Here is a 21,408-nt window from a genome sequence, read left to right on the forward strand (position 1 = left end):
AGTTTTTCCAAGCCCCGCGGCTCATTCCTCCCCCGGCTCCATGATGGTGCAAACCGGCTCCCCGGCATCGCCCGGCCCGATGTGAAGCACCAGCTCCACCGGCTGCGGCGAGACTCCCGCGCCTTCCCTGGGGACACGAAGCACGGTGAACGGCGCACGATCGCCTTCCGTGCGCTTGGCGGCCAGCAGGGCCATCCACAACACATCCCACAACCGGCCTACCTCGGACTGCCCCATGGGCTTGTCCTGCTCGTTGTCATCCGTCCACGCCACGCACGAGTGCCACACCGCGGCCGTCATGGCCAGGGGGACCCGGAATCCGGCTTCGCGCGCCAGGCTCGAGCAATTCACGAGCACGCCATCATTGATGGCCTGGGCGCGGGTATAGGAGGAAACGACATCGGCGTTGGTGAACATGGGGTGCTCCTGAAAGGGATTGGAAAAAGTCGGGTGGGTGCTCACAAGAACTCCCACCGGCCCTGGCTGTCCTGGTAGAGAATCTGGGTGCATCCGGCGTCTGGCATGCCGAAGTCGTCGAGCGGTGCGAACAGGTCCCCGTCATCGGGCCCCACGTAGACGCCTTCGAAATACAGCTGCCCGTCATCGTCCTTCAGTCGGAAAGGCTGGCCCTCGGGGTGGTGCTGGATCGCTTCGGCCGAAAGCTCGGCATCCCACGGCCCCACGGTCCCGACCCGCTTCCCCTGGGTGATGTGATCGACAGTGATGACCCACTGACAACGGCTCATGCTTCGCTCCTTCTTGACTGGCCCGAACCCGGGCACCGGTTCCCGATGACCTGGAATGGGAACCCCACGGCCCCGGGGGGCGGCGCGGTCAAGGGAGGAAGTGGAAGGGCTGGCGCGGGCAGGAGGCCTGCTCTATCGGCCGACAACTCGGGCCCTGGAACGGCCCTTGACCGGAGAAGCCGGGCGCTGGGGCGGCGCGCAGCGCATGAGGGGCTTTGATGGCGTGCCTTGGCACACCGAATGCTTGGGCGGTTGAGCCAGGGACAGAAGCCCGAAGGGTACAGACCGGGACGGGCTGGAGCTTTGCCGATGGCCCGACGCGCAGCGGGGCTCCAACGTCATTGACCCTGCTCAGGCGCCACGCATGGTCGACGAATATTCTGAGTGCAATAGGTGACTACAGTGCTCACGGACACGCCCGTGAGCTACGCTCGGGGTTCCACCTGCGGACGAAGCGAATATGGTTGACGAGAAGCTGGTAAAGGAATTGAACGAGGCGTCCGGATTGGAAGCGGTTCAGAAGCTCCTCCACAACCGCGCACCGACACCCGAGGACATGAGCCGCCTCACTGAGGTGGCCCTGCAACGTGTGCTTAGCGTCCTCACCAATCGAGCAATCAAACAGCACGAAGCGGGCGAGACGAAGAAGAAAGCCATGACTCTTGAGCTAGTCGACGCCGCTCATGAAATCTTCCGTGAGAAGCTCAATGTTCCGAGGGAGGTGAAGAAGAAGCTGCCCGTCGGACTTCCTACCAAAGTCGACACTGAAGCCTTTTCTGGTCAGGCGCCAGAGCTGAGTGCGAAGGCGATTGCAAAGCAGCTTGAGAAGACGGGTCAGGACGTTCGGAAGAAGGGCACTGGCCTGAGCGGGCCATAATTGTGTGATGGCTTCATAGCCGTTGCTTTCTCGGGGATGAAATCCCCACCTGGCTCCATCTGCTCTTTGCTCTTCCTTGCCCGGCGGCGGGCTTCATCTGCCGCCAGGCTCGCAAGCCCACGGACGGGCGCGCAGCGAAGCGAAGTTGCCAGGGATGGCCGTCTTTGTATGATCGGTCGCATGAACGCTGACCCGTTGAGCACCCAGGCCACGCATGCCTTGGCGATTCAATCGCGCCTTGCCGAATTGGCCACGCCGATACCGATGCCGCCCGATGCCGCGCCCGATCGCCACCAGGTTGGATATCAGCTCTTTGGCGTGTCCTTCGAGCACTCGGTGTCGATCGCCTCGCATGCCCAGCGGCATGGAACGGCCTACGCCGCAAGCGCCTTCGCGTTGGCCCGCCCCATGCTCGAAACGCTTCAGCGCGGGTGGTGGTTCACCCTATGCGCCGATGACGCGCAGACGCGGGCGTTTCTGGAGGAAGACACCTTCCCTTATCGCCGGCCTATGGTCGTGGCTGAAGCCATCGATAAGCACCCGCCCTTTCGCGATTCCCGATTTTTCTCAACACTGAGCGAGGAAGAGTGGAGCCTCTATCACTCCTTCACGCATGGCGGCAGTGCGGCCTTGGCCGTTTATGGCAACCGTCCGCACCTGGCCCCGGACTACGATCCTGACCTGATTCCCGCCCTGCTCTCCAATGCAATTCGCATGGCGGCGCTGGCGGTGATGGGCATGTGCTGGGTGTGTGGTCCTTACGACGCGGATGCGGTCAACCCGCTCTACGAGCAGCTGCTGGCGATGGGGCCTGAGCTAGACCTTCCCGGGAGCATCATCGACGCTGCCCGTGCTGGCTGAGCGGGTCGTATCGTTCCTCATGGTTGATCCATGTGAGGCGCCTTGGACCGCCCAGCCTTTTGTAGACACCCGCAGGCCATAATTCATGGCTACAGCAGAGGTGTTCATGAGCAGCAAGCGATACACGGATGAGTTCAGGGCGGAGGCGGTGAAGCAGGTGCTCGAGCGGGGCTTCACGGTGGTGGATGTGGCCGCGCGGATCGGGATCCCCAAGCACACGCTGTACGACTGGGTGCAGAAGGCGAAGAAGGCCGAGAAGGCAGCCGCAGGCTCTGCGTTGGTGGGGACCGACTCGGCGGAGATGCGCCGCCTCAAGGCCGAGCTCCGGCGCGTGACCGAGGAGCGCGACATTCTAAAAAAAGCCGCCGCGTACTTTGCCAAGGGGTAAGGGCGAAGTACGCGTTCATGCGTGCGCACATCGGCGAGTTCCGACTGGTCGCGATGTGCCGGGTGCTGGGCGTGCACCGCAGCGGCTACTACGCCTGGGTCCGGCAGTCGGCCAGCCTGCGTGAGCGCGAGGATCAGCGGCTGCTTGGGCTGATCAAGCACTTCTGGCTGGCCAGCGGTGGCGTGTATGGCCACCGCAAGATCACGCTTGACCTGCGCGAAGCGGGCGAGACCTGCAGCCGCCACCGCGTGCAGCGGCTGATGAAGGCCGAGGGTCTGCGGGCGCAGGTCGGCTACGGGAGCAAGCCGCGACATCGCGGTGGCCCGGTGGGTGCGGTCGACAACGTGCTCAACCGCGACTTCGCCCCCGACGCGCCGAACAAGGTCTGGGTCACCGACATCACCTACATCCGCACCTACGAGGGCTGGCTGTTCCTGGCGGCGGTGATGGACCTGTACTCGCGGCAGATCGTGGGTTGGGCCACGGCGCCGACGATGACCAGCGACCTGGTGCTGCAGGCCCTGGTGGCGGCGGCATGGCGGCGCAAGCCGGGACCGGGCGTCATGGTGCACTCCGACCAGGGCAGCCAGTTCACCAGCAGCGACTGGCAATCGTTCCTGAAGGTGCACCGGATGGTGCCGAGCATGAGCCGCCGCGGGAACTGCCACGACAACGCGGTGGCCGAGAGCTTCTTCAGCGTCCTGAAAAAGGAGCGGATCAAGCGGCGGATCTACCCGACCAGGGCCGCGGCGGCCTCGGACGTGTTCGACTACATCGAGATGTTCTACAACCCGGTTCGTCGGCATGGTTCCGCTGGCGATGTCTCACCGGTAGAGTTCGAAAGGCGCTACGCGCAAAGCGGCCGATGAGTGTCTATGAAAATCTGGGCGGTCCACCTTGCCGTGCCAGCCTCTGAACCTCCTCACTGGCGGGAGACGCCCTCAACATTTTGGCGGCTTCAGGGAACAGGAAGGCCAGTAGGTCATCGTAGCTACCGTCCGGCTCGAACTCCGGATCCTCATCGAGCCAGGCCTGCCGATAGCGATCGCGCTTCTTCAGCCAGGCCTCCTTGTTGCCGTTGGCGATCAGGGTCGGCCCATGGTCGTAGTGGCCCAAGAGCACCGTGAACACCCATAGGACTTCCTTGTGGCGGGAGAACAGGTTGTTGGCCACGCTCATGAGGTTGGGAACGCTAGTGGCTACTGGCTCCCCGCGCTTGGCCGAGTAGGCGGCCTGGAGCAGGTAGAACACGCCTTGGGGCACATACAGCCGCTGAGGGAGAGTGAAGCCTCGGCGGGCGAAGCGCTGGCGCAACCGAGACCACGCCGCAGCGTCATCGCCATCCAGGCGGAACGCCACCATGTGCGCTTCCATGGCGTCCCTCAGTGCCTGGTCGTCCTTTTCCCTGCGCTGGCGAACCATGGCCTCGTCGAGCTCTGCTTCTGCCTGGGCGTAGTCGAAGTAGTAGGCGCGAGGCGCGCCCGAAGGGCCGATGTCCAGGGTGAGCTCCTCGAACCCCACCATCGCCCGGCGAAGCGTGTCGCCCTGCTCCCCCGGCTCATGCCAGGCGCACTCCACCATGAAGCGGCCTTGCGCCTTGGAAGCGGCCACGCTTTCCGGACTCACCCGGAAGGCATTGCGGTTGTTGGAGTAGAACAGGTCGTCTTCGGCCATGCGGAACTCGGCCGGATCAAGCTCCCCGAATAGCCAGACCAGCCGCCCACCCTCGCCGCGGTAGAAGCTCATGCGTTCGGCGATGACGTGGAGGAAGGTCGTCGACAGCTGGACCTCCAGGGCCACGCGCTGCCCCCGCCACGTGGCCTGGACGTCGGGTTGGCGCCACTTGGTACCGTCTATGGACGTCCACCGCTTCTCGGGGTCGACGTTGGAAAAACTCGAATCCGCCGCCAGGCTCTCGAGCACCCATTGCTTGATCTGCTTGTGCCGGGCGCCCTCCTTGGCCCGGGCATACTTCATCGCGCAGATGGCGGCGGCGGATTTTCCTGCCTTACCCGAGCACTCGCCCGTGTCGTGCTTGTGCTTGAAGTAGAACCGATCTTCGGTCTTGTCCTGCGTGCGCGTGGAGCGCAGCACCATGGCGCCTGCGCACCACGGGCAGGTGAAGCGTGGGTTTCCTTCCACCACTTCGATTTCCAGCGCCACGCGCTTGGATTCCACGGCTTGCGGGTAGTTGACCCCGGCCATGTAGTCAGCCAGCGAAATCACATGCCCTATGTCGCGGTCCCAGACCAGGTCATGGGAGCGCTCGTGGGCGGGGACTATGCGCCGCGGTGAGCTATTCGCGATGGCAGACCTCCTCGAGTCGCTCCATCCACGCGCTTTCGGCCGCGGCGGCCTGCGCCGTCAATGCTCCTTGGCCGTGGACTAGCGTCAACGTCGCCAAGGCCTTGTCGTCCTGGGGCCAGTAGGGCCCGTCGGGGGCGTACACGAAATGATCGCCTTGGACCGCCCCGCAGGTGATGCAGTGGTGGGCCAGGTAGGTCAGGCCTGAGGTGCGTGTGGCGCTCATGCGCAGCCACGGGGCCCGGCACTGGACGAACGCCAACGTGGGCGGGTCCAGCTGCTCGATGTAGCGCAACAGGGCCGGGCCGCCGGCAGCGATGGACTCGCCCTCCTCCACCTCGCGATACGAGGACACCCATAGGGCGGCCGTGGGCGTGGGGGCCTGGCAAAGGTGGCAGTCGATGGAGCCCAGGAGCAGCCCGAACCGGGGGGCGTGGATCTCGGGAGCCGGGGTGTGGGTCATGCGGCCATTGTGCCCGCCGCCGTCTCACCCTTCGAGACAGTCCTCGTGTCTGGTCCTAGGCCACTGCCTCTTGAACGTTCCGGGCATGCCAGCGAACTTCGCGAGCCAGGTCGCGGGCGTTGCGGATGCGCGTGGGCCCGTGGCCTGCGGCATCGGTCAGCCAGTAGGGCGAGCTGCGGAAAGACGCGGCGGCGGCGAGATCGGGGGCCAGTGCCTTCCAGTCATCGCGAATCGCCTCACTGGTGTGGAGGTAGACCCCGGGCATGGGTTGGTAGGACCCGGCCAGGTCGGCACGGGCGATGGCTTGGCGGGCGGTGCGGTATGTCATGGATTTCATGGGGTCGTCTCGATGGGGGATGGGATAGAACGTGGAGAAGGGATGGCCGTCCTTGGCCGGGTGAATTAGAAGTGGAGGCGAACGGCGCGACGGAGATGAGTGATTCCGATTCCATTGAACTGGCTCTGCCCTGCCGCCAGGTCGTCCTTGATCCAGGGAAGCAGATGCAGCGCTGCTACTTCTTTCCCGTTGGCCCTCCGCATACGAAGGACGTAGTCGTGATGTGCGCGGTCGAACTCACCCTTGACGATCCTCTCGGCAATGGCGTTGCGATGGTCGGTCATCGACGGGCTGGCGATAGTGGCTTGGTTGTTCATGGTGATATCTCTTGAAGTTGTGAGGGGTTTGTGCTGCTTCTTGCTACAACTTCAGGCTAGATCAGCCTCGCATTTTGTAAAGTCTCTTAACGCTACAGTTTCAGACTAAAACGCGCTAATTATGACTAAACATGCAAACTGAGAAACTCATCACAGTGAAAAATCCGCATAGAAAAAGGCGCCGATGGGCGCCTTCGCTCTTGCTTCTTATCGGGGATGAAATCCCAACTGGTGCTTTTGCTTCGAGCTGCTTTTCAGCATTCAGCGACCCCACGTTCCCGCGTTCCCCAGTGGGCCAGCTTGCGCTCAGCCACGGTCATCAATCGCGTCTGCCCAGTGAACTTGGTGTAGTGGTAGCCAAGAAGCCGGCCCGCGTCTTGCTGTAGCCACTCGTGGCTTGCCTTGTCTTCCCAGCCTGTAGCGCCATCGGCCCGGGCGTAGGCGTAGTAGCGGCGGCGCCGGGGCTTCATCCGCCCTGCTTGTCCAGGAAGCGGCGCACCACGCGACGCACCGCCTCGCCCATCGACAGCTCGGCGTCCTCTGCGTGAGCCTGGAAGGCCTTGAGCACTCCGGCGTCGAGCTTGACCGGGCCCAGGCGCGAGGTCAGGCCACGACGGGCGATGGGGAGTTTTTCCAGGTCGTAAGGTCGGGCTACGTAGGCGGCCAGCAGCTGCCGAATGGCCTCGGGGCTGGATACGCCTGCTTTGTCCGCCGTGTCAGCCAGTCGCTGAACCACATCGGGGTCTTCCCGCACGACGGGCAGCGTTCCGAGATCGCGCTCGCTCTTGGGTACGAGTTTCATCACATTCCCTCGAGGAAGTTCGACAGCCTGACGCCGAGCATGTAGCCCAGGGGAATGAAGACGATGGCTTGGGGGAAAAAGGTCGGGAGCATGGGGATTTCCTTGGTCTAGTGGGTGGGGGCTTCCATGCCTCCAGACTAGACCAATCCGCCATTTTGTAAAGTCTCTAAACGCTACATAATGAGCCAATGTGCAGAAGTGGGCCCCATTGCTCATTTATTGGCTAACAACCGCCCCCGCAAGCCGAGGGGCGCACGGTGTGCGCCCCAACTACTTACCCCGCCAGGGGTGCTTTAGATGCTTTTCTACTGGGTCGAAGACTGGACGACGCGCGCCAGTTGCTCACCCACGCTCAAGCCCTCTTGGCTCTTTGTCGCCATGAGATACAGGCCCTGGCCTTGGGACGCCTTCTGCCACAAATGCCCCATCTGGGCCTTGGCCTGGCTGTCGTCGTTGCTGACACGATCCCCGCCTTTGTATTCCACCACCAGCAGGCGGCCGTCCTTGAGCTTGGCCACGAAGTCCGGATAGGTACGGCCCGTAGCCGTGGGCAGCCAGAACTGGGACGGATGGACCAGGTTGCGCACCCAAAACTCGACCGCATCGAGCTGGTCCAGCTCAATGGCGCACTGGAACTCTTCGGCCAGGCTTCCGTCCTTGCGCTTGTGGGGCAAGTCGCCGGGCACGGCGTAGTAGTGCTTCTTCCAACGGTAGTTCGCTGCGCACGGGTAGCGCATCGGGTAGGCGTTGGGGTCGAAGGTGTAGGCGTGGGCGAACGAAGCGAGCACGGGTGCATCGTTGGCGAACAACGTGTCCTGGTAGGTGGAGGCGGCGGCATTCTGCCGAGCCAGTTCAATCTGCTCTTCGAGTTTGCGGGCGATGACATACTTGCCCCGCACCAGCTGGGCCAGGTCGTAGCCACGCGTCATGAGCGTGGACACCGCCCGGCGCACCCACTCCACGAGTTTTTCCTGGGTGACGTCGATCTGGCGCACCCGGCGATCGAGGAAATCGACCAGCTCGCGCTCGCTCCACTCGCCCGCAAGGCCCTGGACATACGCGGCCTGGGGCTCGTCCACCTTCTCCCAACCCACCTCCTTGCCGTCGAGGTCGACAAGGTAGGTGCGAGTGGCCTCGTTGTAACGGTAGGACGACAAGTCCGCGGGGTGGTCGAGCAGATTCCACCCATGGAGATCCAGGAGCAGGTCGGCGGAAACCTCCAGGGTCAGCTTGCCCTGCTGGAACATCAGGCGCGGCACGGCGAAGGCCTGTTGCTTCTGCGCAGGCGTTTCACGCACCGCCGCCGCCCGTACGTTGTGATGAACCAGCCGCTTCTTGGCTTCGGCTCGCTGTCGTTTCGGCAGCGTCTCCACTAGTGCTTCTTGGGTCGCCTCGTCGATGACCCCGTTGACGGTCACCACCACGCCTTGCTTGTCCTTGCCCCCTTCGACCTGGATGCGTTCACGGTCGGCGGCGGGCACGTTCGTGAGATCAGGCGCCGAGGGAAGTGAGAGGATCAGGGTCTGGGGTGCCAGCGCGCCGCCCTCGCCTCCCTTGAGCTCGATCGTCCCTTGCTCAATGGCTTGGGCGGCTTCAACGGGGTTGAAGCCCATGCGCTCGAGCTCGTCCGTCAGTTCCTGGGCCACCTCGCCGAAGGCGCGGCTGACGACATGGGCGTAGGCCTTGTTCAGCTCGTCGTTCTTTCGCTCCCGGGCATACGGCATGCGCAGCACACGCCCGAGCAACTGCTCAATGGCCGTGCCGGAGCGCTGCTGGGTGAGCGAGCACAGCACGTAGGCAAAGGAACAATCCCAGCCTTCCTTGAGCGCGTCCTTGGTGATGATGACGCGCACGGGGCAGTCCGGGTCAAACAGATCGACGTCATCCAATCCCCGCTGATCGCCGGTGGCCACCACGATGTGCTCGGCCGGGATGTTCTCGTTGTTCACCAGGTGATCGTGAACCACCTCAACCGTGGCCTCCAGGTTCTTGTTCTCCGCCTGGATGAGCAGGATCGGGCGCAGGTAGTCGGGCGCTTCTCCCGGCGCCAGCGTCCCCAGGTAAGCGCGCCGCTGAAGGGCAGCTTGCAGGCACTCCTCCCAGCCGTCGGTGTGCTCCTTGAGCACCACCGGCAGCTTGATCATCTGCTCGGCCTTGAGCTCGCTGGCTGACACGCGCACCAGCACATTGCTTGCCGCCCAGTCGGGCGTCGCCGTAAGCTCGACGATCGCACTGGGCGATAGCCGCTCGTAGACCTCATACGACAGGCGAGTGTTGGCGTTGTGCGCCTCGTCGGTGATGACCAAGGGACGGTGCATCTTGAGCAGGTTGGCGAACGAGAAGTTGGGCCTGGCGGCCCCGTCTTTCATCGTCAGGCCTTCCAGCGTAGCGAGCTTGATGAAGTGCGGCTCCAGCGCCTCCTTGTCCGCGTAGAAGTCGCGCAGGTCGGTGTCGGCAACGCGGGCGGACGCCATTGTGCCGATCACAAGGCACAGATTGTCCGCCAGGTCCTGGGGCCGAATCTGGGCGTTGTCGGCGATGTCGAACACCGAAACCTTGCCGACGCCAAACGCGGCATCCAACTCGCGGCGATACGGGTGCCGTGGGTTCCGGAAGGCTTCGAGTGTCTGATCCTTGATTTGCCTGGATGGCACCAACCACAACACGAGGGGCAACTCGCGTTCGAGGTAGATCCTCGCAGCCTGCCGGATGATGTGCGCACCCAACACCGTCTTGCCGCCACCGGTGGGAATGCGCAACGCCACGTAAGGCACGGATTCCAAGGACGGCACCGGGTTCTTGTGCTCGTTGAGGATCGGCCGATAGGTGGGTGGCGTCTCGTCGTCCTGGACTTCCACCGTGGCGTCGAATGCCGCGGCCGGCCCTTCTACCCGAGCCTGGGCCAGGAACAGGCCCAGGCGCTTAAGGGTGCGCTTCTGATAGTCCTTCAGTTCCATGTCAGCGCGCCTTCAAGTCATAGGGGGTTTGGCGGAAAACGATGCCCAGCGACTTCAGACGCTCAGCGCCAAGCCGGGTGGCTTCGCCATAGACGACCTTGGGGCCGTCGTGCTCTGGCAGCTCAGCCAGGAGCTTCAGGGTCAGGACGTTGCCGCCATCCGGGCGCTTGTCGCCCAGCACACCGTTGTAGAGCAGGTAATACGCCGTGCCCTCGTGAATACCCAGCAACGGCGACTTCATGGCGCGCGTAGATTGAGCTTTTCCTGTCTCGATATGCCACACGTGGGCGGCTAGATGCGCAAAAGGGATTCCGTCGTGAAGGTGCCCATTCTCATCGAACACCGGACTGCCCAGCCGACAGAAGCGAAACCCTCCGCCTCCCTCCCAGCCGACGTCGTCAGAAATGCCTCCTGGCTCACCTTCAACCACCATCGACAGCCTAGGGAGGCAGTGCGTGAGCACTTGGGTTCCTTCCTCGATACCAATCCACCGCCGGCCCATCTTGTGGGCTACGGCGGCGGTCGTGCCTGTCCCCAGGTAAGGGTCCAAAACCAAGTCGCCCGGTCGGGTGCAAATCTCTAACAGCCGCCGGAGTAGCTGCTCAGGTTTGACGGTGTCGAACGGCACGGCGTCCGGCAGCATCTCCTTTTGGTGAGCCTTAGCCTGCCTTGACGTTTTCACGTCTAGCAGGATGGTTGGATGAGGCCTGGCAGGCTCAGGCGGCGCAAACTCTCTCTTATAGGGCACCCAAACCTCGTTGCCCCCTCGCATTCGCTTCTTCCACACAAGAAGACCATCTTTAATGGCCTTCTGGACGCCTTTCTTTCCCAAGGCCCAACGAGCCTCTTTGCCGTCGTCGTGAATCGGCCAAACGTCAGTGCCGTCTGGGGCCGTGATTGGGAACCACATCGTGGGCCTATCTGTGCGTAGGCTGTTCTTACCGTTCTTCTTGACAAGGCGATCGCGATAATGTCGACCTGCCTCATCCACGTATGGATACGCGTCCAAAACTGAGGTGTCCCCCAGTTTTCTCAAATAAGCTTTGCTCTTGTCTTTGGCATAGCACAGGATGAATTCATGATCTGGCGTGACCGCGGGCTTGTTGTCGTTAGGGCTATCGACCTTCTGCCAGATAAAGGTAGCGATGAAGTTCTTTCGTCCGAAGATTTCATCCATGATGACTTTCAGATAGTGTCCTTCCTGATCGTCGATGGATACGAAAATTACGCCGGTCTCATCTAGCAGCCGTCGTGCAAGCTCCAAGCGCGGATACATCACAGACAGCCAGAGCGAGTGCTCAAAGTTGTCGTCGTAATGCTTGAAGATGTTGTCGGTGTTGTATGGGGGGTCCAAGTAGCAGCACTGGACTTGCCCACCGTAGTAGGGCAAAAGTGCTTTCATGCCAGCAAGGTTGTCGCCTTCAAGCAGCATATTTGGGCTATCAGATGCACCGCGATCTTGGTCCTGGACCGGCTGAAGCAGCCGGTAGGGAACCTTCGCTGAGACACTTAAATCCCGCTGGCGATCGAGCCACTCCAACCACGGCATGAACTATCCCCCGCCACGCCAACGCATGGCTCCTGTCACCCATTCTAGCCAACCCCCGTCGCAGGGGATGATCCGGCCCATCAGGGGGCCGGCTTGCCCTTCATCGACACGGCCAGGTCGCTGGCGCAAAGCGGGACGCCATCAGGCCGGGCATTGCCCACGGTGTGCGCGGCCACGTTGACGGCCGCCTCCAGCTGGGCCTTGTTGAAGGTCCCGTCTGACCAGTCGTCCGGCAGTCGCTCGATGGCCTCCCGGGCCTGCTTTCCGGACAGGTATTGGAAGCAGTTGAGCAGCGACCAGCGGAGGCCCGCCTCACGCAGGAACCGCCCGGCCTGGGCCTCATCCATGCGTTCGCCCACGATGAGCACCAGCACCTGCGTGGCGATGATGACCTTTTCAATGGGGCGGAAGCGCTCGACCTTGGGCTGCCGGGGAATCCGCATCACTGGACCTCTGCTGTCGGCTGAAGGGCGCTCCCGATGCGCGCCAGGTTCCCGCGAGTCGACCAATCCTGGAAAAAGTCGGCCGCTTCCACGTAGCCCAGACGGTCGGCCAGGGCACGGGCACTCAGGGAGTCTCCTTGCCACGGCCCCAGCTGGAACGGGCTGATGTTGTGTTTGAGAACCAGGCGCTCGACGGTCGCCGAATCGCGGGCCTGGACCGCGTTCAACAACTCAGGCACGCCTTCGTTAGACAGACGACGCACCCTGGGCGTGGGGGCGGGCTCTGAGCGAGGGCTCGCGGGGCGCACATCCAGCCGTCCCCAGGACTTGGCGACATGAAGCACCAGGCCGAGAACCATGCCCACCATGCCCAGGTAGAGCACCGCACGGCCTGCCCAGTTGCCCAGGAATGCCCCGGCCGCGCCGGCCACCAGCAGCAGGATGACGAAATTCCCCAGATCGGTGCGTTGGGACACTCCCTTCCCCCTCGTGAAGCACAGCCCCATGGTGCCATTGGACGGCAATCAAGGGCGAGCGGACGACTAGGCCGCCTCTCGGTGTTCGTAATACGGGTGCCGCTTGTCGTCGAAGATGGCCTGCATCGTCGCCAGGTCCCGGCTGGGATTGAGCCAGGCGTCGATGTGCTCGGGCCGGATGTTGATGATGGTCCGATCGTGGCCTGCGGCGGCCACCTCGGGCTCGGGCTCGTCGGTGATGGCGGCAAACGACAGCAGGTCGGGCTGCTCGCCCTTCGGATCCGTCCACTTCGACCACAAGCACGCGATGAGCATGGGCTCGTGGTCGCGCGGGGTGAAGGCCAGCACCTGGTTCTTGCCGTCCACCTCCACGTTCTCGTAGAACACGTCGGCAACCATCAGGGCGTGCTGCTTGCCGAAGAGATCCTTCCAAAACCCTTCGAGATTGTCCCGCCGGGCGTTGTAGGTGCCCGGGAACTTGGTGTCGTAGAACGCGGGCTTGCCGGCTGGCCGACACTGGTAGCGCATGGGCTTGACCACCCGCTCCCCGTCTTCCATGACCATGACCGGTACGAAGTAGCCGGGGAAGATCCGCGAGTCGCTGGGCTTGGGCTCGGTGCGCTTGAGCGCGTCGATGCGGGCTTGGATCCGGGCCATCTTGTCCGTGCCGATGCGCACGTCCTCTTGGGCCTTCTTGGTGACTTTCTCCAAGAGCTTGCGCTGCCCGTCGGCCACCCGCTTCTTCTGCTTGAACAGCTCCTGGGACAGACTCGTCATCTCGTCGGCGTCCCACGCCCGGATGAGCTCGGCCACCTCGTCAGGCCCCGATTGGAGGAGGTCGATTTCCATGGCCCGGGGCACCTTCGGGCGCTTGGCGTGGGGATCCTTACCCAGGTCCCGCCAGAACAGCTTCACGTAGTCCCGGATGGCCATCTTCGAGCCAGTCTGCCGCTGGAACTTGCGGAAGCCGGCGAACACTTGGGCGGAGTAGCACATTCAGTCCTCCTCGCAGTCGAGCTCCATGTAGGACATGTAGCGCCCGTGCTGGGCCAGCATGGCCGCCAGTCGTTTCCCCACCGCCTGGCCGTGCTCGCCCGCCTGGTCTTCGATGACGTCGGCCACCCCGGCGAACGCCATCCAGAACTCCCCATGGTCGGGATAGTCCGCGATGAGCTGGGGCAGGCTGGCTTCCAGCTCGTCGAGCTGGGCCGTGAGCGCCTCGAGCGTGGCCATGGGGTCCTCCAGGGACGGGGGTCTCGGGTCTATAGTAGGCCGATGGACGACGCCCTCAAGTCAGCGCTGCGCGAGTTCCAGCTGGGCACCCGGCATGAACACTGGTATGGCAAGACCTACCGGGAGTTCTGGCGGTGGTTCTCTGAGCAGGAAAACGCCCTGCTTGCCCAAGCCTCGCCCGAGGACGAAGCGGAGCTGCGTGAGGACCTGCTGGAGCTGACGGCAGACTGCGACGACGCTGGCTACGCCCGTCCGCCGGAATGGGACGACCGCGTCATCAAACGTCCTTGACGGTCTCATGCCCCTACTGCCAGCACCCGGCGCGGCTGTATTACTGGCAGGAGGAGGGCTACCCCTACCCCGCGGACTGGGATCCGGCGTGGAAGTGCGCCGCCTGCGACGCCTACATCCGCTGCTACCGGGGCACCACGACCCCACTGGGCACCTTGGCCGACTCCGACACCCGGCACTGGCGCCACCTGGCACACCAAGCCCTGGACCCGCTATGGCAAGGCGGTCAGGAATTGCGCTCGTCGGTGTATCGGTGGCTGGCCGGCGAGCTGGGCGTGCCCGAACCCCAAGCCCACATCGGGCGGCTGGACCCTGAGGGGTGCCGACAGGTCATTGCGGCGGTGGCCGGGCGAGGACGTGCGGATCGCTAGGACGCCCCGTTTGCGTGCGCCGGAGGCACAGCATCAACAGACCGAATTATGGTGACCAAGCCGCCGACTGCGTGATCAGGCGGTTTCCGACCCAAAGCGGACATTCGGCCCGGCTCAGCTGCCCCCAGAGGCGCCGCCGGACCGCGCGTTCGCGCCGGGCAACTTTACTTCTATCTGCCATTTGCTATCGTGTGGCATCAAATGGTGTTGAGGAAGCACAAATGAACGAAACTTGGCTTTCGCTTGAGGAAACTGCGGCCTACGTCGGTCTCGGCAAGACGGCGCTTTATTCCATGGCGAGGGAGGGTGGTATCCCCGCGCGCAAGGTCGGGAAGAAGTGGACGTTCGAGAAGGCGGGCTTGGACGCTTGGATTCGCGGTCATCGGCCGGTGCAGTCGTTCTTCACCGACATCGAATTCAAGATTGAGGGCAATGAGGAGCTGCGCGCCCCCCAGCGCGAAGGTTATCTGCGCACCTACGAATTCTTTCGCGCCGGCAACAACAAGGCCATCCTCCAAATTCCCGTTGGATGTGGCAAAACGGGACTCGCGTCGCTACTGCCGCTCGGCCTGGCCGAAGGGCGCGTCCTCGTCATCGCACCAAACCTGACGATCAAGCAGGGCCTCTATGAGGCGATGGACATCACCAACCGCCAGAAGTGCTTCTGGCGCAAGGCGAACGTACTCACCGCAGATCAGATGATTTCCGGCCCCCTGGCGACGACGCTTGATACCGGCAACATTAGCGTCGCCACCAAGTCGCACGTGGTCATCACCAACGTGCAGCAGCTGGCCACCAATGTCGACAAGTGGCTGAACCAGTTTCCTGACGACTTCTTCGACATGATCGTTGTCGATGAAGCGCACCATAGTGCTGCCGCCAGCTGGCAGCGTGTGATCGATCGGTTCTCCAAGGCGAAGGTCATCCTGCTCACCGCAACGCCGTTCCGGAGCGACCGGCAGGAGCTCGACGGAGAGCTCGTGTATCGCTACCCGTTCCGCAATGCGACGCTCAAGGGTTACATCAAGCGGTTGAAATCGACGTACGTGGCGCCCTCAACGATCGAGCTGGGCTTCGCTGACGATCGCGGCCGCACCTATAGCTTGGATGAGGTCATGAAGCTCAAGGAGGAGGAGTGGTTCAGCCGGGGCGTGGCGATGGCGCCGCTATGCAATAAGCACATCGTTGATACTAGCCTGGAGCGGCTCGAGCAACTTCGGCAGACCGGCACGCAACACCAGCTCATCGCGGTGGCCTGCTCGATCAATCATGCTCGGCAGATTCGCTCGCTTTATCAGGAGCGCGGATTTACAGCTGACGTCATTCACAGCAAGCAGACGGAGGATGAGCAGGCGGCAATTCTTGCAGCACTTCGCAACGGCACCCTCGATTGCATTATTCAGGTGCAGATGCTCGGCGAAGGATTCGATCATCCCAAGCTCAGCGTTGCGGCGATCTTCCGGCCGTTTCGCTCGCTTGGTCCATATCTTCAGTTCGTCGGCCGCATCATGCGCGTCGTCGTTCAGAACAATCCGTGGCATCCCGACAACCTGGGCTATATCGTGACGCACCTTGGCATGAATCTCGACGCTCGGTTCCAAGAGTTCAAGGAATTCGAGAATGACGACAAGGCGTTTTGGGACAGGGTCATTGGTGGCGAGGAGCCCGAAGTGCCCCAGGCGGTGCTCGATGGTATGACGCGCTTGCGCGCTGGCGATCAGGTGGTGGTCCACAACGAGATTGTTGACTCGCTCTGGGAAGAGGACTTCACCAGTCCTGAAGACCAGCAGATCGTCGAAGACTTGCGCGAACGATTCAAGCTTCTCGGTCTGGACGACAGCAAGATTGAAGAGATGGTGCGGATGGCTCAGCAGTCGCCGGTCCGCAAGTTGTCTCCGTCCGAACCATTCGCAGTTCAGCCCCAGCGCGAATGGGAGGAGGCGCGAAAGCGGCTAAACGAAGAAGCCAAGCGTCTGGCCACCGTGGTTCTCAATCACGTCGAGCTTACGCCCGCCGGAACGGAGCTGATTTACAAGTACAAATCGCTCAAGTTGACGGGGCCGTCGAATTTCATCGCTGCCCTGACCATGGTGAACCACGAGATCAACAAGCGTTTGGGCAAGGATCGCAAGGCTGCCTCGATCGAGGAATTCAGGTCGGTGCTCGACAACCTTGACGACCTCATTCAGACGTTGGCGAAGCGGGTCAGAATGGCGAGGTCGACGCATGAAAAAGAAAATTCCTAAAGGGCGCGTGCCGTCGCTGATCGGCGGCACCAACGGGCGGCCAGTTCGCGTAGGGGTTTCGCGCCGCTCAGCGTGCTATCGCTGCGAAGAAGATCTTCCGGCGGGCACGGCCTGTATCGCCATTCCGCAGCTTGGCGGCGGATTCGCCAACAAGCGCCGCGTGTGCGACGCCTGTTACCAGGCGATCCTGAAGCAGACCACCGACGACTTGGAAGAGCTGCGTCTGCTCTAACGGGAACGGGGACGGCTACAAGTTCCGACAGATATCAAGATGCGCGGCTATCAGGAGGTCCGCTTTTGGCCGAAAGCTGCCGTACCGCCGGGAGACACAGGGATCGTGAACCGCTCAAATCCCATATGCTTGCAAAACGGTGAAGTTCGCTACGGACACCGCCGCAACCGGCTAACACAGGAACGAGCATGCTGACGCAATCCGATTTGTCCGTCGCCATCGAAGACTTCGCGCGAACTGCGGACGAGGCGATCGTGAAAGCCAGGAGGGTGGTCCTTCCTCGCTCCCTGGTTCTGTCTTTCTCGACCAGCAAACTGTCGAAAGATGATGTGAAAGAACTCGCCAGACAGATTCCGACCGGCCGCACGAAAGAAGACGAGGACGCGGAGTATATCTATGTCTTCCGTGTCGTTCCTCCGAGCCCACTCCCTTACGAGAGGATACTCGAAGCCTTCAATGCCGGGCGAGCGGTGCAGCAGGCCGCGGGCTACGAGGGAAAGAAGAATCTTTGCAGACCGAACCTGCGCTCGCAGGCGAGCCGGGCGCTTTATGTCGGTCGGTCCTACGCGCCTCGCCAGCGTTTCAAGCAGCATCTCCTGTCAAGCACTTCCGGCACGTACGCGATTCATTTCACCGCATGGGCGCACAACATCGAGCTGGACGTCGAGTTCCACCTCTACCGTTTCGCCGGGCTCGGCGATCCTGTGGTCCAAGTCCTCGAGGATGGACTCTGGGACCACCTGAGGCCGATGCTTGGTCGCAGAGGCGACAAATAGATCGCTCTTGCCTAATGGCAAGGTAGAGCCGATGCCCGCTTCTGGCCGAAAGCGGACCCGGATCGGAGGGCGCTCAAGACGATACACTGCGATGCGGTTCTCTATGCTGAGCGCGCAACCGTAGAGGGACCGGAGAATGTCCCTCGCATGGTTCTCCAGAACAGACCGGGCGTGATGACCGCAGATGTCGAAGATCTTGAGATGACCATCCGAGTTGACGAGACGCAATCGCTCGGCGAGCAGCTGGGTATGGCAATCACCCGCCTTCCGGAAGGCTCGATGCGACTCGGCGACCTGATGGACATATTCGGGGACGAGGGCCTGCTTCTCCTGACATCGCTGATGGTCTTGGTGTTTTTGGTGCCCGTATCTATTCCGGGTGTCAGCACGGTGTTTGGCGGTGCGATCTTGCTGGTGGGAATCAGTCGACTGAGCGGGCGCCCGCTCTGGCTGCCTGAGCGTTTGCGGGAACGCCAGCTACCGAGCCAGAAGGTAAGCATCGCACTGAGGGCTGGCCTCAAGTGGGTCTGGCGATTCGAGCGCATCAGCCGGCCGCATCGGTTGGCTTGGCTGGTGGAACGGAAAGGCGGGCGCCTGACTGGCAATCTCGCCTTCACCTCAGCCTCGCTCCTACTGATGGCGCCGTTCGGGTTCGTGCCGTTCAGCAACACCCTTCCCGCCATGGCGCTGCTGTTCTATGCGATCGGCTTCATCCAGCGCGATGGTGGTGCTGTACTCGCCGGACACTTGGCCCAACTTGCCACCGTCACCTACTTTGCCATCCTGGTCGCGGGTGGTGGTGCCGCCTTGGTGGCCCTGTTCCCCTAGGCCAGCGCCTCCTCCTTCTTGGCCCTTAGACAACAGGTTCGCGAGAGTGCGTCGCCGGCCACCTTAAGCTTCTCCGGCACATGGCTAGGACATTTGCTCACGCTTAGCATCACGCAGACGGGGCACCTTGGCTTGGCCGCTGATGTCGTTCGCCTGAGGTGGGTCTAACCTACAATGTGCACTCGAACTGTATAGTGGGCGGCCATTCGGCGGTCCTAGGGAAGAGTATGTTCAGCTGTGAAGTGAGAGGGGTTCCGGCAACGCAAGTCGTCGCCGTGTCTTCCGAAGTGGGTGCAGTGCGCGTAGCTGGAGTCTGGCGGCTGGTTACTGGGCCCGGGCACGTTCCGGGGAAAGATGGATCGGACTGCGGCGTGGCGCGGGTCCTGTGATCGAACCCATCCTCGTGCTGCTGCTGGGCATCCTAGTGATCTTGGCCATCATCGCGGCCAACGGCTATTTCGTCGCCCAAGAATTCGCCTACATGGCGGTCGATCGCACCAAGCTTGCGGCCCGGGCTGCCGAGGGCGATGCGGTGGCGGCGCGCGCATTGTCCGTGACCGGGCGCACCAGCTTCATGCTGTCCGGCGCCCAGCTCGGCATCACCGTCACCGGACTGCTGGTTGGCTATGTCGCAGAGCCACTTGTCGGCAGGTCGCTGGGCGCGCTTCTAGGTGGAGTAGGTGTTCCGGTCGAAGTTGGGGTGGCAGTGGGCACGGTAATGGCCTTGGTGGCCGCCGCCATCATCCAGATGATCTTCGGCGAACTGTTCCCGAAGAACCTCGCGATTGCCAATCCCGAACCGCTCGCGCGCCGGCTGGCCGGCTCCACGCTCTTTTACCTCAAGGTCTTCGGGTGGCTCATCGGATTCTTCGACAAGTCCGCCAACCTGCTTCTGCGGGCGCTGCGCATCGAGCCGGTCCATGACCTAGATGTCAGCGCTTCGGCCGACGACCTGCCGCGCATTATCGCCGACTCGCGGGACAGCGGGGACCTGCCCGTAGAGCTTTCGCTGATGCTGGACCGGATCCTGGACTTCCCCCAGCGCGACATCGGGCACGCGATGATTCCCCGCTCGCAGGTCGACTGGGTCAGTCCGGATACCACGCTGGAGGAGCTGCGCGGTCTGATGGCGCGCGCCCATACGCGCTACCCGGTCATCGACGAGGAAGACACCCCTGTGGGCGTCGTCCACTTATCCGACTTGCTGAGTCACCTGGCCGCCGGCCATGCCGGTGATCTGGTCGGATCGGTGATGAGGCCGCCGATGGTGGTGCCAAACATGATGCCCTTGCCCGATGCACTGGTCCGCCTGGGCAGCACCACCAATCAGCTGGCATGCGTCATCGATGAGTACGGCGGATTTGCCGGTGTGCTCACCTTGGAGGACCTGGCCATGGAGATCGTCGGCGAGATCACCGACGAGCACGACGTCGTGACAGGCGATGCGCTTGTTTCCCAAGGTGACGGCGTGTGGATCATGGAAGGAGACGTGCGTCTGGACGAAGTCGAGCGCGCCATCGGCCACGACCTGCCGCGCGGTGATGTCGAGACCGTGGCCGGCATGCTGATCGCCCAACTGGGCGCCTTACCGGTCGAAGGCGCCACTGTCACGGTCGACCTGCCGCTGGACCCCGCCGAGCTGGTAGCCGAGAACCCGGCGCACTATCGGCTGGAGGTCGACGTCCTGCGAGTGGAGCGCCACGTTCCGACCGAGGTGCGGGTCAGGCTGGTCCGGGTGACCTTGCCGGGGGGCACGCTATGAACGATCCGTTGATGGTCACCCTCGCCACGTTCGTCCTGATCGCCCTAAGCGCCTTCTTCGTGGTGATCGAGTTCGCCCTGCTCGGTGCCAGGCGGCACCGCCTGGAAGAACTCGCCGCCAGCAGTCGCTCCGCCCGGGCCGCGCTGCGCGGCATGAACGACCTTACCCTGATGCTTGCCGGGGCCCAGCTGGGCATCACCGCCTGCACCTTCGCCCTCGGCGCGGTGACCAAGCCGGCAGTCGACGGCTGGCTGGGGCCGGTGTTTGCCCTCTGGGGGTTTCCCGAGTGGGCTGCCGGCGGTTCCGCCTTTGCGCTGTCGATCTTCGTGGTGACGTTCCTGCACCTGGTAGTTGGCGAGATGATGCCCAAGTCCTGGGCCATCGCCCATCCGGAGCGGGCGGCCGTGGCGATAGGCGTGGTGTCGCGGGCCTACCTCTGGCCGCTGCGCCCACTGCTGCGCTGGGTCAACAACCTCGCCAACCGCCTGGTCAGGGCTGCCGGCGTCGAGCCGGTGGAGAGCGCCGCCGTGGGCGGACGCGATATCGCGACGATCCGGCAGCTGGTGGAGCACTCGGCGAAGGTGGGCACGCTGGAGCCGCGGATGCAACAGCAGATTTCCGGGCTCATCGACCTCGGGACCATGCCGGTGGAGGCCCTGATAGTCGACGCGGCCCCGACCCAGGTCGGGCAGGCGGCGACCGTTGCCGACGTGCGCGCGGCGGCGCTGCACTCGGGACACATGCGCATCCTGCTGATCTGCGCCGCCGGGGCGCCGCCGGCCGTGGTCCACGTACGCGACACCTTGCTGTTGCCAGATGCCCAGCCTGCCATCGAGTGCGCCCGGCCAGCCTTCATGCTGGCCGCGCAGACGCCGGTGTACGAGGCGCTGGCACGCATGCGCGCGTCCAGCGTGCAGTTGGCAATAGTGATGGACGGTAGCGAGGTGCGCGGAGTGGTCACGCTTGCCGACATCCTAAAACGCGTACTCCCGGTGGTAGTGGCTGCCTAGCCAGATGAAGTTGTTCCCAGTTCCGGGCTGACGGATGCGGGCGAGCCGGGCCGAAAAGATGCCCTCATGATCAAGATCGCCGACCGCTTCGGAAATGTGCAACTACACGAACTGGCAAGCTCGGTGGCGGCAACGATCA

The 21,408-nt window shown here is 63.0% G+C and carries 24 protein-coding genes; 11 read left to right on the top strand and 13 right to left on the bottom strand.

Annotated elements, in window-relative coordinates:
• Positions 1-21 precede the first annotated feature (21 nt).
• Positions 22-417, bottom strand: coding sequence for a DUF6573 family protein (locus tag ACOZ90_RS04710; RefSeq protein WP_422892486.1), 396 nt, complete (start codon positions 415-417; stop codon positions 22-24).
• Positions 418-458: 41 nt separating this feature from the next.
• Positions 459-746, bottom strand: a complete 288-nt coding sequence (locus tag ACOZ90_RS04715) for a hypothetical protein (protein ID WP_422892487.1) — start codon at positions 744-746, stop codon at positions 459-461.
• A 460-nt stretch (positions 747-1,206) separates the two neighbouring features.
• Between ACOZ90_RS04715 and ACOZ90_RS04720 the strand changes: the two genes are divergently transcribed.
• From ACOZ90_RS04720 to ACOZ90_RS04730, 3 genes are all read left to right on the top strand, one after another.
• Entirely contained in the window at positions 1,207-1,623 is a 417-nt protein-coding gene (locus ACOZ90_RS04720; RefSeq protein ID WP_422892488.1) for a hypothetical protein, read from the top strand.
• Positions 1,624-1,803: 180 nt separating this feature from the next.
• Positions 1,804-2,484 (top strand): DUF6988 family protein, encoded by a 681-nt coding sequence (locus ACOZ90_RS04725; protein WP_422892489.1) that lies wholly within the window; start codon positions 1,804-1,806, stop codon positions 2,482-2,484.
• 106 nt (positions 2,485-2,590) lie between these two features.
• Positions 2,591-3,741 (top strand): IS3 family transposase gene (locus tag ACOZ90_RS04730; protein ID WP_422892490.1). Its coding sequence is split into 2 segments (ribosomal slippage): positions 2,591-2,846 and positions 2,846-3,741, totalling 1,152 coding nucleotides; the frame shifts between segments, so codons are not numbered across the junction.
• A gap of 4 nt (positions 3,742-3,745) precedes the next feature.
• Here ACOZ90_RS04730 and ACOZ90_RS04735 read toward each other — a convergent pair.
• The 11 genes from ACOZ90_RS04735 to ACOZ90_RS04785 all read right to left on the bottom strand — a co-directional run bounded on the left by ACOZ90_RS04735 (position 3,746) and on the right by ACOZ90_RS04785 (position 13,753).
• Entirely contained in the window at positions 3,746-5,077 is a 1,332-nt protein-coding gene (locus tag ACOZ90_RS04735; RefSeq protein WP_422892491.1) for a DUF6035 family protein, read from the bottom strand.
• A gap of 91 nt (positions 5,078-5,168) precedes the next feature.
• The gene (locus ACOZ90_RS04740; protein ID WP_422892492.1) at positions 5,169-5,639 is read right to left on the bottom strand and encodes a hypothetical protein; all 471 of its coding nucleotides are present in this window, start codon (positions 5,637-5,639) and stop codon (positions 5,169-5,171) included.
• Between the two features lie 55 nt (positions 5,640-5,694).
• Positions 5,695-5,976 carry a hypothetical protein gene (locus ACOZ90_RS04745; RefSeq protein WP_422892493.1) on the bottom strand — a complete coding sequence of 94 codons (282 nt, stop codon included), beginning with the start codon at positions 5,974-5,976 and terminating at the stop codon, positions 5,695-5,697.
• A 65-nt stretch (positions 5,977-6,041) separates the two neighbouring features.
• Complete coding sequence (locus ACOZ90_RS04750) at positions 6,042-6,293, bottom strand: hypothetical protein (RefSeq protein ID WP_422892494.1); 252 nt, start codon at positions 6,291-6,293, stop codon at positions 6,042-6,044.
• Between the two features lie 466 nt (positions 6,294-6,759).
• Positions 6,760-7,095: a ribbon-helix-helix protein, CopG family gene (locus ACOZ90_RS04755; RefSeq protein ID WP_422892495.1), complete on the bottom strand. Its 336-nt coding sequence runs from the start codon at positions 7,093-7,095 to the stop codon at positions 6,760-6,762.
• A gap of 305 nt (positions 7,096-7,400) precedes the next feature.
• A complete protein-coding gene (locus ACOZ90_RS04760) occupies positions 7,401-10,052 on the bottom strand; it encodes a DEAD/DEAH box helicase (RefSeq protein WP_422892496.1) in 2,652 nt (883 codons plus the stop codon).
• A 1-nt stretch (position 10,053) separates the two neighbouring features.
• Complete coding sequence (locus ACOZ90_RS04765) at positions 10,054-11,484, bottom strand: site-specific DNA-methyltransferase (RefSeq protein WP_422892497.1); 1,431 nt, start codon at positions 11,482-11,484, stop codon at positions 10,054-10,056.
• Between the two features lie 197 nt (positions 11,485-11,681).
• Complete coding sequence (locus ACOZ90_RS04770; protein ID WP_422892498.1) at positions 11,682-12,044, bottom strand: hypothetical protein; 363 nt, start codon at positions 12,042-12,044, stop codon at positions 11,682-11,684.
• Positions 12,044-12,520: a hypothetical protein gene (locus ACOZ90_RS04775; RefSeq protein ID WP_422892499.1), complete on the bottom strand. Its 477-nt coding sequence runs from the start codon at positions 12,518-12,520 to the stop codon at positions 12,044-12,046. Before ACOZ90_RS04775 ends, ACOZ90_RS04770 begins: the two co-directional genes overlap by 1 nt.
• Before the next feature lie 66 nt (positions 12,521-12,586).
• Positions 12,587-13,516, bottom strand: coding sequence for an SOS response-associated peptidase family protein (locus ACOZ90_RS04780; protein WP_422892500.1), 930 nt, complete (start codon positions 13,514-13,516; stop codon positions 12,587-12,589).
• Positions 13,517-13,753 (bottom strand): hypothetical protein, encoded by a 237-nt coding sequence (locus ACOZ90_RS04785; RefSeq protein ID WP_422892501.1) that lies wholly within the window; start codon positions 13,751-13,753, stop codon positions 13,517-13,519.
• Between the two features lie 42 nt (positions 13,754-13,795).
• Between ACOZ90_RS04785 and ACOZ90_RS04790 the strand changes: the two genes are divergently transcribed.
• From ACOZ90_RS04790 to ACOZ90_RS04825, 8 genes are all read left to right on the top strand, one after another.
• Positions 13,796-14,044 carry a hypothetical protein gene (locus ACOZ90_RS04790; RefSeq protein ID WP_422892502.1) on the top strand — a complete coding sequence of 83 codons (249 nt, stop codon included), beginning with the start codon at positions 13,796-13,798 and terminating at the stop codon, positions 14,042-14,044.
• On the top strand, positions 14,014-14,415 hold the full coding sequence (locus ACOZ90_RS04795) for a zinc-finger-containing protein (protein WP_422892503.1): 402 nt from the start codon (positions 14,014-14,016) through the stop codon (positions 14,413-14,415). Before ACOZ90_RS04790 ends, ACOZ90_RS04795 begins: the two co-directional genes overlap by 31 nt.
• A gap of 221 nt (positions 14,416-14,636) precedes the next feature.
• On the top strand, positions 14,637-16,661 hold the full coding sequence (locus ACOZ90_RS04800) for a DEAD/DEAH box helicase family protein (protein ID WP_422892504.1): 2,025 nt from the start codon (positions 14,637-14,639) through the stop codon (positions 16,659-16,661).
• Complete coding sequence (locus tag ACOZ90_RS04805) at positions 16,642-16,893, top strand: hypothetical protein (RefSeq protein WP_422892505.1); 252 nt, start codon at positions 16,642-16,644, stop codon at positions 16,891-16,893. Before ACOZ90_RS04800 ends, ACOZ90_RS04805 begins: the two co-directional genes overlap by 20 nt.
• A 188-nt stretch (positions 16,894-17,081) precedes the next feature.
• Complete coding sequence (locus tag ACOZ90_RS04810; protein WP_422892506.1) at positions 17,082-17,669, top strand: hypothetical protein; 588 nt, start codon at positions 17,082-17,084, stop codon at positions 17,667-17,669.
• 147 nt (positions 17,670-17,816) lie between these two features.
• A complete protein-coding gene (locus tag ACOZ90_RS04815) occupies positions 17,817-18,497 on the top strand; it encodes an exopolysaccharide biosynthesis protein (protein ID WP_422892508.1) in 681 nt (226 codons plus the stop codon).
• Between the two features lie 385 nt (positions 18,498-18,882).
• Positions 18,883-20,259: a hemolysin family protein gene (locus ACOZ90_RS04820; RefSeq protein WP_422892509.1), complete on the top strand. Its 1,377-nt coding sequence runs from the start codon at positions 18,883-18,885 to the stop codon at positions 20,257-20,259.
• A complete protein-coding gene (locus tag ACOZ90_RS04825) occupies positions 20,256-21,269 on the top strand; it encodes a CNNM domain-containing protein (RefSeq protein WP_422892510.1) in 1,014 nt (337 codons plus the stop codon). The genes ACOZ90_RS04820 and ACOZ90_RS04825 overlap by 4 nt, the downstream gene beginning before the upstream one ends.
• The last annotated feature ends 139 nt before the right edge of the window (positions 21,270-21,408 follow it).

Origin of the sequence: Luteimonas dalianensis (genome assembly GCF_049339425.1) — a bacterium.
GTDB lineage: Bacteria > Pseudomonadota > Gammaproteobacteria > Xanthomonadales > Xanthomonadaceae > Luteimonas > Luteimonas dalianensis.